We start from the raw sequence: 15,135 nt of genomic DNA, 5'->3' as shown, positions 1-15,135 counted from the left end.
CCATTCATCATGCAACTGAAAACAAAAACGGCAATGAAGCGCATCGTGACCGTCCTCCTCTGGAGCGGCGTGCTGGCGGGCTTTGCCGTGCTGGTGGCGGCGGCGGTGAATGACAAGGACAGCGCCAAATGCAAAGGCATCCGCGTAACGCTGAAAGGCGACGACCGCAATGCCTTCGTGGATTCGAAAGATGTAAAAGCGCTGATCACGGCCGATAAAACCCTCAATCCCACGGGCAGGCCGATCAGCGAGGTAAACCTCGCGCAATTGGAAAAGATCGTGGAAAGGGATCCCTGGATCCGGTCGGCGCAGCTGTTCATCGATAACAACGATCTGTTGCAGGTGGAAGTGGAGCAACGCGATCCCCTGGCCCGTGTGTTCACCTTCTCCGGCAACAGCTTCTACCTCGACGGCGACGGCGAGCGCATCCCGGTTTCGGATAGGTACTCCGCGCGGGTGCCCGTTTTCACCAACTTCCCGGCCGACGCGCAAAAGCTCCGGAAGGAAGACAGTGCGCTCTACGCCCAGATGCGCGACATGGCCGCCTTCATCGCGGCAGACACGTTCTGGAATGCGCAGGTAGAACAAGTAGTAATTACAGAAGACCGGAAGTTCGAGTTTATTCCAAAACTCGGCGACCATGTGGTATATTTTGGAGATGGGACGGATGTAGCCAACAAATTCGACCGCCTGCTTGTCTTTTACAAAGACGGCCTCAGCAAAGCGGGCTGGAACACCTACACCCGTCTCAACGTAGCGTTCAAAGAACAGGTGATCGGAACGAGAAGAGATGGCAAGAGCGCGCCTCCTCCGCCCATGTACAAGGATTCGACGGCGGCCGATATCGAGGCTAACGACGATGACCATGCCGCTACGGCGGCGCCAGTGGCGGCGGCACCTTCCAAATCTGCGGATAAGAAGCCGGCAAAGCAACCGGCGAAACCCGCTGCAAAACCTGCCCCGAAAAAAACGCCAAAGCCCGCAAGCGGCGACCGGCAACAACCCCGGGCAGTATATCAGAAACCTAATCAACGTAATCGCAACTAAAAACAATAAAGAACCATGAATCAGGAAGCTCCCATCATTGTAGGTCTCGACATTGGAACCACGAAGATAGCAGCCATCGCAGGAAGGAAGAATGAATACGGGAAATTGGAAATCCTCGGATTCGGGAAAGCCCCATCTTTCGGTGTACAGCACGGTATGGTACTGAACATCGATCAGACAATCAAAGCCATCAGACAGGCGCTGGAAAACTGCTATGCATCCAATCCTAACCTCGAGATCAACGAGGTGTATGTAGGCATCGCAGGCCATCATATCAAAAGTTTGCAGACCCGGGGAGACATCGTGCGGAACGATACCGACGCGGAGATCTCCCAGAAAGACATTGACCAGCTGATCAACGATCAGTATAAAACGGTTATTCCTGCCAGCGATCAGATCATTGACGTGATCCCGCAGCAGTATATCGTGGATGCCCTGCAGAACATCACCTATCCCATCGGGATGAGCGGTGTGAAAGTGGGTGCGAATTTCCACATCATTACCGGCGACAAAAACGCCATCCGCAATATCAACCGCAGCGTGGAGAAATCCGGTCTTCGTATTAAAGACCTGGTACTCCAGCCCCTTGCATCCGCCGCGGCCGTTATGTGCGACATGGATTTCGAAGCCGGAGTTGCGATTGTAGACATCGGTGGCGGTACCACCGACCTGGCTGTTTTCTATGAAGGCGTCCTGAAACATACCGCTGTAATCCCGTACGGCGGCGAAAATATTACCAACGATATCAAAAACGGCCTTGGCGTGCTGAAGACCCAGGCGGAGCAGATGAAGGTGCAGTTCGGTTACGCCCTCGCGGACGAAGCCAAGAACAACGCCTACATCACCATCCCCGGCCTGCGCGGCCAGAGCCCGAAAGAGATCTCCGTGAAGAACCTGGCCCACATCATCCAGGCGCGCATGAGCGAGATCCTCGATTTCGTGGTGTACCACCTGAAACAGATCGGCATGGACAACAAGATGCTCAACGGCGGCATCATCCTGACCGGCGGCGGTTCCCAGCTGAAGCACCTCATCCAGCTGACGGAATACACCACCGGCGTGAGCGCCCGCATCGGTTACCCGAACGAGCACCTCGCCAGCGGCCATACCGACGAGCTGACGAAGCCCATGTACGCCACTTGTGTGGGGCTCATTCTCAAAGGTTACAACGACTACGAGAACGATCGCCGCGCACTCGAGGAGAATTACGTGAAAATCAACACCAGCTACTTCGCGAAGGAAAGAGTGGCCCGCCAGGCCGAATCCGGAGACGAGTGGATGGAAGAAGAAGCGGAAGAAGAAACGGCGGACGCGCGCCAGGACCGCAAGTCCCGCGAGCGCAACGCTTCCCTCAAAGGGTTCCTGGACAGGATGAAGACAAAAATCATCGACATGTTCACCGAAGAAGAAGACGCCAAACTGTAATGGTTTCGGCTTGATTGTTGCAATTCATTAAGATTCACATAAAATCGATCAAAGCGTAACGTAGGATACGGTACACCACTAATACTAACCCATATAAAGAGCTAGAGTCATGATACATTTTGATCTTCCAAAGGAAAAATCTTCCATCATCAAGGTGATAGGCATTGGTGGCGGAGGAAGCAATGCGGTCAACCACATGTTCAGTCAGAACATCGAGGGGGTGAACTTCATTATTTGCAATACCGACGCACAGGCGATTGCAAACAGCCCCGTACCCAACAAGGTACAGCTGGGACCGCATCTGACGCAGGGGCTCGGAGCCGGCGCCAATCCCCGGATCGGCGAGCAGGCAACGGAAGAATCATTTGAAGAAATCAAAAAAATACTGGAGGTGAACACCAAAATGGCGTTCATCACTGCAGGCATGGGCGGCGGCACCGGCACCGGAGGCGCTCCCATCATCGCCAAAATATGCAAGGAACTGGGTATCCTCACCGTGGGCATCGTTACCACGCCTTTCTCTTACGAAGGGAAAAAGAGAATGCTGCAGGCAGAAGAAGGCATCAACCGCCTGAAAGATTACGTCGATACCCTGCTGATCATTTCCAACGACAAACTCCGCCAGAAATTCGGCGACCTTAAATTCAAGGCCGCATTCGAAAAAGCGGACAACGTACTGGCAACGGCAGCCAAATGTATCACCGACGTGATCAACTCCACCGGCCAGATCAACGTCGATTTCGCCGATGTGTGCACCGTGATGCGCAACGGCGGCGTAGCCATCCTCGGATCGGCGGTGGCTGACGGCGAAAACCGCGCGCAGCGAGCGATCGAAGACGCGCTGACTTCCCCGCTGCTGAACGACAACGATATCAAAGGCGCCAAATGGATCCTCATCAATATTTCCTCCGCCGAAGGCGAATTCGAGCACACGCTCGATGAAATGGATATCATCCAGGCCTATGTGCAAAGCATGGCCGGCGAAGATTGCGACGTGATCCTCGGTGTGGGTTACGACCAGTCGCTGGAGCAAAACCTGGGCGTTACGATCATCGCCACCGGCTTTGAACAAAACCCCATCCGCCAGGCGAAGCAACAACAGGCAACGCCTTCGGCAGAACCGAAAGAAGAGCCTAAAATCGTGATGACCCTCGGCGGCGACGGCGAAGAAAAGAAAATGCACAACCAGGCCACGCTCTTCACCGACGACGAGCCTGAAATCCTCGACGTGATGGCGCCCCGCCTCGTGGAGCCTACCGTTACCCACCCGGCCAGCGCCGCTTCTTTCCTCCCCCGGCTCCCCAGCAACCGGAACGCGAGACCTATACGCTCAACATCGAGCCTGTAGAACCCGCCGCACCCCAAGCCCAGGCAGCTCCCCAGCCGCAAGCACAACCCGCGCAGCAAAAACCCGCTACCAGCGCAGGTTCCGGAGGGTACCTCAACCGTCCCTCCAATATCTACGTGGAACCGGTGAATACCAATAACCAGCAGGACGAAATGAAGATGGTCTACAAAGAGGAAGAACCGGCCCCAACGCCCGCTCCTCCCCCGCAGCCCCAGCAACTGCACGACGACCAGGCCGAAGAACAGAAGAGGAAACAGCTCGAGCGCGTGGCCAAGCTCCGCAGCATCAGCTTCAACGTGAAGAACATGGATAACAACCAGGAGATCGAAAACATCCCCGCTTACCTGCGCCGGAACATCGACCTGGATAATGGCGCCGGCTCCGCCGAGCACTTCTACTCCAGCTACACCATTGGCCAGAACGGCGAAAGCCAGGCCGAAATCAATACGATTAACACTTTTCTCGACGGGAAAAAGCCCGATTGATGAATTTTAAGATGATATTAGTTTGATTGTTTTTTAGTTGTGTTAAAAAAATCCTCCGATTCTTCGGAGGATTTTTTTATGCGGGTATGTCTTCTTTCCTACAAGCTATTCAACACGGCAGCGGCGGTATTCACCATATCAGCTGCAGATTTCTGTTTCAGCCGGCTCCATTCGAACGTCTTCAATACTTTTTCCAGCTGCGGGCCTTTGCCTTCTTTTTTCAGTATCTGGATTTTCTCATACGTCTGGATCCCTTCCGCCAGCCGCTCGAAACGGATGGAAGTACGCGGACCGGGGTATACCAGGTACGTATCGCCGGCAGCCCAGGTGCGGAAGCGGGAATCACGGAGCGGATCTTTCACCCAGCAGTTGTATGCCCAGCGGAGGTAACCTTTGTAATCTTTAGCCGCCGCATACCAGCCCAGCCATGCGGATTCCGCCGGCGGGGAAAAGGTGAAGGTATTCGGGAAACCTTCGGTACAGCAGGTATAATATGTAGTGGGCCAGCCTTTGCTGAAGCGCATGGCGCGCTCTTCTGCCGTAAAGTCTTGCCCGATGGCCACACAGTAATCATAAATATCGTTCACCAGCTCTTTATGGTAGTTACCCGCCAGCGACACTTTGAAATCCTTATCCACACTGCGGATCAGCTTAATGGCGGCCTGCATGGCGTCCATTGGGCGCTCATCCATAGCAATGCAGGTGATATCGAACCAGCCCTTTTGTTTCAGGTGTTTCGCGAAATCCGCCAGCATGGGGCGCCAGTGCGCGTCATATTCGGCGGATCCGGGTTTGGCCACGATGTGGGTCATTTTGCCGGTGGCTTCGTCGTAATAGAAGAATTTCAGGTTCCACGGGATCATGCTGTAGCAGGCGATCTGTTTGGTAACGCCGCAATCCATCATGAACTCCACCCATTTGTCGAATTCGGTGTAGTCGTAAGTCCAGGAGCCGTCGCGCTTTTTGGTCCATTTCACCATATCGCCGTAAATGTCTTCGGTCTGGCTGTTCCAGGGGTCGTAGATGATGCTGGCGGTGATCACCTTCTGCCCGATGCCCGCCAATTGGGTCATATAAGGCCGCATGGCGTCGAAATGCGCTTTACTGAAGGGTTTTACATTGTGGTAGCGCGAGATCGCGTATGGGCTCTGCCAGAGGTCCAGGTGGTAGCTCCAATCTTTCGCGTCGGGGAGGGTGCGGGAATTGACGGTAACGTTGTAAGCGAGGGTTTTGATGGAGACACCCTTGTTGTTTTTAACGGTCACCGTGCCTTTGTAAGTACCCGCCGCGGCCTGCGCCGGCACCTTGATGCTGAGCCAAACGGGCTGGGTGTTATTGGCGGCGATGTGGATGGAAGATTTGAAATCGATCGCGTCGGCCACCAGGGAAGAGTCGAAGTCCGCCGGATTGCGGTGGCCGCATCCGCCGCCTTCGCTGTTCAGCTCGTCGGTCATCACATACCGCAGGAATCCGGTGGAAACTGCGCCGGCGGGGATGGTATTCCCTTTGCCGTCGGTCAGGGCGGATGCGCTGACAGTTACACCGGGTTGCGCTTGGGTGGTGTAGATTACGAACTGGGTGTGGATTTTTTCGTTTTTCCAGGCGTGGCCGCTCCAGGAGGAGCTAAGGCTGGAAGCTTCGGGGGCGAATAGTTTGTCGTAACGCAGATCGGCGCTGCCGAATTGAACATGTGTACCGGGGCGGATGGCGCTCCAGGCCGCAGGATCTACCTGCCGCCAGTCTTTAATCTCCGTAAAATCGGATGAAATACCGTTCTGCCCGAACGTGGTAATGGAAGAGGCTACCAGGAACCCGGCAGCGAGTAGTTGTCTTATCATAACATTGACGAATTGCAGATTGAAGCAAGCTCACAATATAAGACTCGCTTCTCATCGATGCAAACCGTCAGTCCTCAAATCTATACCGGTCAGCCACTCTTTTCAGCTGTAGATTGGTGACAGGCGCCACCACCAACGGGAATTTCTCGATGGTCACATAACTGGAATCCAGGCCAAACCCCCGCTCTTCCGACAAACCGATCTTTTTGAGCATGAAATACAACCGCATGATAATTCGCTCGTGCAGGGGCAGATCGTTGTCGTGCGACAGGAACTTCTCCATCACTATAAACTGGAAATCACCTACCACATTGTTTTTGCTGAGCGATTCATATCGGCTGGTGATGTTCACTTCCTTGTTGCGCACCATGTCTTCCACAACCATTCTGAACATGAGGTTGATGCGCTGTTCCACCCTAAAGCCCAGCCGGAATTCCACGCGGATCACTTCGTTGGGGATGATGGTTTGCACGGTGTATTCGCTCATATAGGGCTCATCTACCACATCCACATGCACGAACCAGTAAATATCGGCCCGTTTGGGCTTTTTGTTGAGGATGGAATAGATGATTTTATGCTCGATTTCCTTGGGATTGTCGGCACTGCTCATGTATACGAGGTGTGTGGCGTATTTCGGGATGGAAGAGTCGTTGCTGAGCTCCTGTAATATCGGCAGGTAATCTTCGAGCCGCACGAATTCCACATACCGGTTTTTGATCTTGCGGGAACGGAACCAGGCGTACATGACGAGGAACAGCGCACCGCCCACGATCACTGTAACGTAGCCTCCATGCGTAAATTTCTGAAGGTTGGCAAACAGGAATGAAAATTCGATGGTCAGATATACGGCGAGGTAAATGCCTATCCACCACAGTTTCACACGCCTGGTATATAAATAAAACGCAAACAGGCAGGAAGTCATCAGCATGCAGAGCGTTATGGACAGGCCATAAGCGGCTTCCATTTTCGATGACTCTTTGAAAATCAGCACAATAGATATACAACCAACAAAGAGCATCAGATTAATGCCGGGTATATAAAGCTGCCCCCGCTGTTCGGTAGGATAATTGATTTTGAGTTTGGGCCATAGGTTAAGGCGCATGGCTTCCGAGATCAGGGTGAAAGAGCCTGAAATGAGGGCCTGCGATGCAATAATGGATGCGATGGTGGCGATGAGCACCCCGTAAATCACGAATCCTTCGGGCATAATGAGGAAGAACGGGTTTTCGCCGTTGAGGGTTTTGCCTTCCTGAGTAAGGAGCCATGCACCTTGCCCGAGGTAGTTGAGGATGAGGGATGCTTTCACCCAGATCCAGGAAACGCGGATATTGCCGCGGCCCACGTGCCCAAGGTCGGAATAGAGGGCCTCGGCCCCGGTGGTACATAGGAATACCGCCCCCAGCAGCAGGAACCCGTGCGGATATTGCAACAGGAGCTTAACCGCGTAATAGGGGTTGAAGGCTTTCAGTACGGAGAGGTCGTCAGCAATGTGCATAATCCCCAGGATGGCAAGCATACCGAACCAGATGACCATGATCGGGCCGAAGAGTTTGCCAATGGATTTTGTGCCGAACTGTTGCATGAAAAACAGCCCGGAAATAATCAGCACAACGATTTCTACAATTGTATTGGTGCCGAGGTCCTTGAAAACAGGCAGTGTGCGCAGACCTTCCACGGCCGAGGTAACGGTGATGGGTGGTGTGATAATACCGTCGGCAAGCAGCGCCGCCCCTCCGATCATGCCGAAGATGACGGTCCATTTGCCATGCCGCCGTACGAGGGCGTAGAGGGAGAATATCCCACCTTCTCCTTTGTTGTCCGCCTTGAGGGTGAGGATAACATATTTGACAGTGGTTTGGAGGGTGAGGGTCCAGATGATGCAGGAGATACCACCGATGACGAGTAGTTCATCGATTTGGTTGGTTCCGACAATGGCTTTGAATACGTAGAGCGGAGAAGTACCGATATCGCCGTAGATGATACCCAGCGCAACGATGATGCCGGCTAGGGTAGCTTTATTGAAATCTTTTACCACGCTAAATACGATATGAAGTTTAGGCTGGCCAAATTTAGTGATAAATAATCAGGATTTGCAAGAAGTAAAAAAACGCGTTGTAAATAAAACGGGGATGGGGTCCCGGGGGTTCACGGCGGCGAAAAAATAATGGGGAAACGGCCATAAAAAAAGAGGCTGCCCGAGCAGGCAGCCTCTTTTCGTTATTTACCTTGGCGAGGTATTAGTTAGCGGGATTCAGATCCACGGTACCAGCGTCGCCAGGAGTGTTTTGTTTGATGAAGCGACCGCGGTCGATACCTTGTTTTTCAGCGAGGTAGTCGATCACTGCGTCAACGCGGCGGCTGCTCAGGTCAACACCACCTTTCTTGCCTTTGGCACCAGCGTGGCCGGTAACCAGGATGTTGCAGGAGGGGTTGGAACGGAGGGTGTTAGCCACGCTGCTCAGGATAGCTTCGTTTTCAGAAGAAACCTTGGTAGTAGAACCTTTGAAGGAAACGCTGGGGAATACCAGGGTTGCGCAGGTTACTTCAACGCGGTTTTTGCAGCACTCAGGATCCGGGCATTTGCCTACACCGTCAGCGTCAACAGGGAAGCAGTAGGTCGGAGTGATGAGTTGTTTGTCTTTGTAGTCAGGAACGCCGTCGCCGTCAGTGTCTTTTGCTACACCATGCGTGTCAACAGGAGCACCAGCGGGAGTGTTGGGTTCGCGGTCGAACTGGTCGGTAACACCGTCGCCATCAGCGTCAGGCAGTACGGGAGCCGGCAGTTTCATACGACGGGGGCTGTTGAGCTCGTTGTAGGCGAAATCCAGGGGATTAACCCACCAGAGGGGTTCAACGCGTTTGTTGGGATTACCCAGGTTGAAGTTCAGGCGAACGCTGGTGTAAGACAGGAAATCATTGCTCTTGTCGTACGCACCGGCGGTGTAACCGTCCAGATAGTCGTCGAAGGGCAGGGTGATTTTTTCTTCGATACCGATGTTAAAGCGTTTGGACACTTTGAAGGCGATACCAGTACCTACGTTCAGAGCGTGACGGAGGAGTTGGTTCTCGTCTTTACGGCCGATCTGAACGCGGTTACCCTGGTTCGGAGCGTTTTGCTCGTATTTACGATCGTAGAAATCCTTCAGGTCTTTACGGATGTCTTTTTTCTTACGACTAAAGTCGATCGAAGAATAGTTGTAAGCTGCACCGCTTTCGTTCAAAGCGTCAACGTCAACGTCTGCCAGCATCAGGCCATAACCACCCAGTACATACCAGTTAACTTTAGGCTGCGCCTTGTAGAACAGGATGTTGCTGAGGGAAGCGATGAAGTCCAGAGATACCTGGTGCGTTGCGGTTTTGTAGTTGGGAACGATTCTGCCACCGTTAGCTGCTGCAGTTGCGCCCCAGGGGTTGATGCCACCAGCAGCGATCGTCGGTTTCAGCTGATAATCCAGACCGTAATCGAAAGAACCGGTATATTCAGCTCTCACGGAGAACGTGTGGCCGAGGGCTTTTCTCAGAGAGATACCGCCACCGAAACCAGGCAGAGCGGATACGTCGCCTTGAATGAAGTGGTAGCCACCATGGAAACCGAGTTCCCACATGCTACGGGGTTTTGCGGGGTAGTCAGACTGGTTGTTTCTGAAGCTGTTGAATTGCGCCATATTCTTAGCCGAAACTTTTGAGGAGTCCAGGGCATCATATGTGGGCTTAACCTGCGCAAAACCAGGAGATGCAGCCAGAGCGGACATTGCACCTGCCAGTAGTAAGTACTTTTTGCTTGCCATAATTGTTTTTTATTTAAAAACTGTTAAAGATTTTACAATTAACGCGTTTTTTACCAAGCAAAGGTAAAAATCCTAAATGAATATACAAATTTTTCTTGCGATTTTATTTGCATTGATAAGTGCTTCAAAATTAAACGCTAATTTAAGGAACATCCAGCTAATGTATACAAATTCGGGGCCAAATTTGCAAAATGTCCGATTTTAGGCCTAGCTTAGCGTACCTTTTTATTAATAGCATGGAGGAAATTAAACAACTGATTGGGAAGGAATTACACGATTTCGAAGGAAAGTTTGCAGAGGCCGTAAAAAGTCATGTTCCCCTGCTGGACCGGATCATGCACTACATCGTAAAACGAAAGGGCAAACAGATTCGGCCGATGTTCGTGCTCCTCTCCGCAAGGCTGTTCGCCGAAAGCATCAATGAAAACACCTACCGCGCAGCTGCACTGGTAGAATTGCTCCATACCGCCACCCTCGTGCACGACGATGTGGTGGACGACTCCCTTGAACGCCGCGGCTTCTTCTCCATCAACGCACTGTGGAAGAACAAGATAGCTGTCCTGGTCGGGGATTACCTCCTCTCCAAAGGCCTCCTCCTTTCCGTTTCCAATAAAGAATTCCGCAGCCTCGAAATCCTCTCCCAGGCCGTGAAGGAAATGTCGGAAGGAGAACTTCTCCAGATCGAAAAAACCCGCAAACTCGATATCAAGGAAGATATCTATTTCGAAATCATCCGCCGCAAAACCGCCTCCCTCCTCGCCTCCGCCTGCGCAGCCGGCGCCTGGAGCACCACGGCTGATGAACACACCACCGAACAAATGCGCCTCTTCGGCGAAAAAGTCGGCGTCGCCTTCCAAATCAAAGACGACCTCTTCGATTACGGCACCGCTAATATTGGCAAACCCACCGGCATCGATATCCGGGAAAAGAAAATGACCCTCCCCCTCATCTACACCCTCCAGCACGCTTCCCCCGAAAAAAGGAGGAAAATCATCAACATTGTAAAAAATCATAATAAAGATAAGGAGCGCGTCAACGAAGTCATCGCCATGGTCAACGAAAGCGGCGGCATCGAATACACCCGCGAAAAAATGTTCCAGTACCGCGACGAAGCCCTCGCCATTCTCCACACTTTCCCCGATAACGACATAAGGAAAGGACTGGAATCCCTCGTACGCTTCACCACAGATCGCAAATTCTAGTTCCACTTTCTCCTTTTTTCGGAGAATTTCCCGCATTTGGCAGAAATACGGCAATCATCATTATATTACAACCGGATCTGCCAGATCCACGGGATGCTTCCCCTATAATACAATTGCATGCAGAAACGCTGGACAGTAAAGAAATATCAACCATCACAGGAGCAACAGCTCCAGGCAGCTTTAAAAATCCATCCCATACTATGCCGCTTACTGGTACAAAGAGGGATCCTGAAATTTGAAGAAGCCCGCCATTTCTTCAGGCCGTCGCTGGACGATCTCCACGATCCCTGGCTGATGAAGGACATGGACAAAGCAGTTTCCCGCATCGAAGAAGCATTCTTCCGCCGCGAAAAAATCCTCGTGTACGGCGATTACGATGTGGACGGCACCACCGCCGTCGCCACCGTGTACGGCTTCCTCCAACAACTGTACGACAATATCGAATTTTATATCCCACACCGCTACAGGGAAGGTTACGGCATCTCCATGCAAGGCATCGAATACGCGCGCGACAATGAATTCGGCCTGGTCATCGCGCTCGACTGCGGCATCAAATCCATCGATTATATCGCACACGCCGCGGAAATCGGTATCGATTTCATCATCTGCGACCACCACCTTCCCGATGCCATCCTGCCGCCGGCCGTTGCTATACTCAATCCCAAGCAGGAGGGCTGTCCCTACCCTTACAAGGAGCTCTCCGGCTGCGGGATCGGATTTAAACTCATCAGCGCCCTCGCCCAGAAAAAAGGCATTCCCATGGCCGATGTATACCAGTACCTCGACCTGGTTGCCACCAGCATAGCGGCCGATATCGTACCTATGACCGGCGAAAACCGCGTGCTCGCATTCCACGGCCTCAAACAGGTCAACGAAGTGCCTTCGCCCGGTATCAAAGCCCTTCTCACCCTCAGCAACCTGAAGGAAAAACTCACCACGTCCAACCTCGTATTCGTGATCGCCCCGCGCGTGAACGCTGCCGGAAGGATGGACGACGCCCGCAAAGCCGTTAACCTCTTCATGGAAAAAGATGATGAGAAAGCCCTCGCCATCGCTGAAATGCTCCATGGCGACAACCAGGAACGCAAAGGGATCGACATGAGCATCACCCAGGAGGCCGTGAGCATCATCCAAAACGACGCCGGCATGATCGCGCGGAAGTCCACCGTCCTCTTCCAGCCGCACTGGCACAAAGGCGTAGTGGGTATCGTAGCATCGCGGCTCATCGATAAATATTATTACCGGCCCACCATCATCCTCACCCAGAGCAACGACAAAGTGGCTGGCTCCGCGCGCTCCGTATCAGGGTTCAACGTGTACGAAGCCATCCACCAGTGCAAAGACCTGCTGGAAAATTACGGCGGGCACTTCTACGCCGCGGGCATGACCCTCAAACCCGAGAACGTCCCGGCCTTCCAGGAGCGCTTCGAGGCCGTGGTATCCGCTACCATCAGCCCCGACCTCCTCATTCCCGAAATCGTCATCGACTCCGAAGTGTGGCTTTCCGACCTCACACCCGCTTTCTATAATATCCTCCGCCAGTTCGAACCGCTGGGCCCCGAAAACCTGCGCCCCGTATTCCTGGCCCGTAACCTCACCGATACCGGGTTTTCCCGCATCGTGAAAGACGAGCACATCAAGCTCTCCGTCCGCCAGCGCAACGGCACCCCGTTTTCAGGCATTGGCTTCTACATGGCCGACAAATTCGACTTCATCGCCGGTAAAAAACCTTTTGACATGGTGTTTACGGTGGAAGAAAACGAATGGAACGGCAACACCACCCTACAGCTAAAAGCCATCGACATACGGCCCGCCGCCTACGCCTGATGGCACGAAAAACCCCGCGGGCCAAAGGCCGCGGGGTCCGTTACATTCATTTGCCGTACACCTATTTTTTCGACTGCTGGTTCAGCCACGTAAACAAGGCCGGATCGCTGTAGGCTTTTGTCCACGCGTCGTGTCCGCCGGATTCATTTTCCGTGTACTTCACCAGGGTGCTGCCGCAATCCCTGAGCGCCTTGACCATATCCTGCGATCCTTTCACGGGAACGGTAGGGTCGTCTGCGTTATGGAAAACCCACAACGGCTTGTCTTTCAAGACGCAGGCACTTGCAGGCGTACCTTCTCCGCAGATGGGCACCACGGCAGCGAAACGCTCCGGCTTTGTCTGCGCCCAGGTCCAGGCACCAAAGCCGCCCATGCTCAATCCCGTGAGGTATATACGGGAAGGGTCCACCTTGTAATCGCTCATCACCTGGGCGTGGAGTACTTCCAGGCTCGGAATATTCCACCAGCTGGGAGTTTTGCATTGCGGCGAAATAAGGATGTAGGGGAAATTCGCGTCTTTGGCCGCGATCGCCGCCAGTGAGGCGCGCTTGATGATGTTGATGTCGTCACCCCGTTCTCCCATGCCATGAAGGAAGAATATCACCGGCCACTTTTTGTTTGGATCGTCATTGTAAGTAGCGGGCAACTGAACAAGGAAATCAGTAATCTCTTTCGGATTCTTAACCTTCTGCGCAGTTACGCCGGTAGGCAAGGGAACGGAAGGCTTGGGGGTTTCCGGTGGTGTACCCGTTCCAGGGCCTTCTTCCTGACCGCTTCCGGGAGCGGGGGCAGGGGTTACGTCGGTGTCTTTTTCGCTGCTACAACTTAAAATAAACGTCGTCCAGGCTAACATTAAAACTAATCTTAAATTCATTTTACTTTTCATAAGTTTAGGAACCGCTAAAATACTGCATTATTTCCTCCGGGAAATACTACTTATATGCCATAAAACCCGCCATGGCAAAAGGTTTCGTTATAAATTTAACATATTTCTAATTCATTTTAATAAATAATATACAACCCTTTCAGCACTACTCGCCAATTCTGATTTAAACGGAGTGGACATCTCTGCAATGCCAAAAAAATCCCGCGGCCGGGAGGCGCGCGGGATTAAAAACGGGTTTTTTCCGCTATTTCTTCTGTTGATTTAACCACGTATACAGTGCGGGATCACTATATGCTTTCGTCCAGGCGTTATGTCCGCCGGTCGCATTTTCCGTGTATTTAACCAGGGTTCCGCCGCAATTCCGGATGGCATTCACCATATCCCGGGAGCCTTTGACAGGAACGGTAGGGTCGTCTGCATTGTGGAAAACCCACACCGGTTTGCTCTTTAACACACAAGCTTTTGAAGGAGTACCCTCCCCGCAGATGGGTACCACCGCGGCAAAGCGCTCCGGTTTGTTCAACACCCAGCTCCAGGTGCCATACCCGCCCATGCTCAGGCCCGTCAAATAGATCCGCGAAGAATCCACGTTATAATCCTTCAGCACCTGGCTGTAGAGGACTTCAAACTGGGCACGTCCCACCAACTGGCGGTTTTGCACTGGGGAGAAATTACAATAAATGGAAAGTTGGCGTCTTTGGCCGCATGGGCCGCCAGCCCGGCACGTTTTACCATGTTGATATCGTTACCGCGCTCACCAACGCCATGGAGGAAAATAATGACCGGCCATTTCTTGTTCGGATTGTCATTATACGTAGCCGGCAGCTGACGAAGGAAATCAGTGATTTGCTTAGGGCTTCTCACTTTTTGCGCGGTTACGCCTGTGGTCAGGCGGGTGCTGCTGGCGGGTGGTGGCGCCGTTTCCGCGCCAGGTTTTTCTACCGGTGCGGCAGGAATGATCGCCTCATTTTCGCGGCTGCAACTCATCGCAAGGGCCACGCACGCCAGCGCGCAAAACTTTCGGAATGTCGTGAAGTTAGTCATGTCGGATATGGTTAAATTATGGTTTCTCTGTTTCCGGTAAAACAACTTCCATACCACAAAACCCGCTATGGCAGCATTTTTCGGCCAACAAATAATACATAATCATAACTTACGAAAGATGCTAATATTCAAAAGTATCTGCATCATTCCCAACACGTTCATTCCCCGCAAACCTGCGCTTCACCAGATGGCATAAAAAAAGCAAAGCACCGGAGCGCTTTGCTTTTCAGTTATATATAGCATGA

The 15,135-nt window shown here is 52.7% G+C and carries 12 protein-coding genes; 6 read left to right on the top strand and 6 right to left on the bottom strand.

Annotated features, from left to right (window positions below; translation table 11 throughout):
• Window positions 1-9 precede the first annotated feature (9 nt).
• The 4 genes from WJU16_RS17200 (at window position 10) to WJU16_RS17185 (ending at window position 4,305) form a co-directional block, all read left to right on the top strand.
• The gene (locus WJU16_RS17200) at window positions 10-1,047 is read left to right on the top strand and encodes a hypothetical protein (RefSeq protein WP_341834691.1); all 1,038 of its coding nucleotides are present in this window, start codon (window positions 10-12) and stop codon (window positions 1,045-1,047) included.
• Window positions 1,048-1,062: 15 nt separating this feature from the next.
• Window positions 1,063-2,472 (top strand): cell division protein FtsA, encoded by a 1,410-nt coding sequence (gene ftsA, locus WJU16_RS17195; protein WP_298710267.1) that lies wholly within the window; start codon window positions 1,063-1,065, stop codon window positions 2,470-2,472.
• Between the two features lie 109 nt (window positions 2,473-2,581).
• Window positions 2,582-3,820, top strand: a complete 1,239-nt coding sequence (gene ftsZ / locus WJU16_RS17190) for a cell division protein FtsZ (RefSeq protein WP_341834690.1) — start codon at window positions 2,582-2,584, stop codon at window positions 3,818-3,820.
• Between the two features lie 125 nt (window positions 3,821-3,945).
• On the top strand, window positions 3,946-4,305 hold the full coding sequence (locus WJU16_RS17185; RefSeq protein ID WP_341834689.1) for a hypothetical protein: 360 nt from the start codon (window positions 3,946-3,948) through the stop codon (window positions 4,303-4,305).
• A gap of 98 nt (window positions 4,306-4,403) precedes the next feature.
• On the opposite strand, the gene WJU16_RS17180 is transcribed toward WJU16_RS17185, so the two are convergent.
• The 3 genes from WJU16_RS17180 to WJU16_RS17170 form a co-directional block, all read right to left on the bottom strand.
• The gene (locus WJU16_RS17180) at window positions 4,404-6,143 is read right to left on the bottom strand and encodes a glycoside hydrolase domain-containing protein (protein WP_341834688.1); all 1,740 of its coding nucleotides are present in this window, start codon (window positions 6,141-6,143) and stop codon (window positions 4,404-4,406) included.
• A gap of 67 nt (window positions 6,144-6,210) precedes the next feature.
• Complete coding sequence (locus WJU16_RS17175; RefSeq protein WP_341834687.1) at window positions 6,211-8,178, bottom strand: KUP/HAK/KT family potassium transporter; 1,968 nt, start codon at window positions 8,176-8,178, stop codon at window positions 6,211-6,213.
• A gap of 202 nt (window positions 8,179-8,380) precedes the next feature.
• Window positions 8,381-9,748, bottom strand: a complete 1,368-nt coding sequence (locus WJU16_RS17170; RefSeq protein WP_341834686.1) for an OmpA family protein — start codon at window positions 9,746-9,748, stop codon at window positions 8,381-8,383.
• Between the two features lie 419 nt (window positions 9,749-10,167).
• On the opposite strand from WJU16_RS17170, the gene WJU16_RS17165 reads away from it, so the two are divergent.
• Entirely contained in the window at window positions 10,168-11,133 is a 966-nt protein-coding gene (locus WJU16_RS17165) for a polyprenyl synthetase family protein (protein WP_341834685.1), read from the top strand.
• Window positions 11,134-11,250: 117 nt separating this feature from the next.
• A complete protein-coding gene (recJ, locus tag WJU16_RS17160) occupies window positions 11,251-12,960 on the top strand; it encodes a single-stranded-DNA-specific exonuclease RecJ (protein ID WP_341834684.1) in 1,710 nt (569 codons plus the stop codon).
• Between the two features lie 61 nt (window positions 12,961-13,021).
• Here recJ and WJU16_RS17155 read toward each other — a convergent pair whose 3' ends face one another.
• The 3 genes from WJU16_RS17155 to WJU16_RS17145 all read right to left on the bottom strand — a co-directional run bounded on the left by WJU16_RS17155 (window position 13,022) and on the right by WJU16_RS17145 (window position 14,890).
• Window positions 13,022-13,813 (bottom strand): alpha/beta hydrolase-fold protein, encoded by a 792-nt coding sequence (locus WJU16_RS17155; protein WP_341834683.1) that lies wholly within the window; start codon window positions 13,811-13,813, stop codon window positions 13,022-13,024.
• A gap of 277 nt (window positions 13,814-14,090) precedes the next feature.
• Window positions 14,091-14,489, bottom strand: coding sequence for a prolyl oligopeptidase family serine peptidase (locus WJU16_RS17150; protein WP_341834682.1), 399 nt, complete (start codon window positions 14,487-14,489; stop codon window positions 14,091-14,093).
• Window positions 14,447-14,890 carry a hypothetical protein gene (locus WJU16_RS17145; protein WP_341834681.1) on the bottom strand — a complete coding sequence of 148 codons (444 nt, stop codon included), beginning with the start codon at window positions 14,888-14,890 and terminating at the stop codon, window positions 14,447-14,449. Before WJU16_RS17145 ends, WJU16_RS17150 begins: the two co-directional genes overlap by 43 nt.
• Between the last annotated feature and the right edge of the window lie 245 nt (window positions 14,891-15,135).

The organism is Chitinophaga pollutisoli (assembly GCF_038396755.1).
GTDB lineage: Bacteria > Bacteroidota > Bacteroidia > Chitinophagales > Chitinophagaceae > Chitinophaga > Chitinophaga pollutisoli.
The sequence above is the reverse complement of the archived record's forward strand: the minus strand, read 5'-3'. Positions and strand labels throughout refer to the sequence as shown.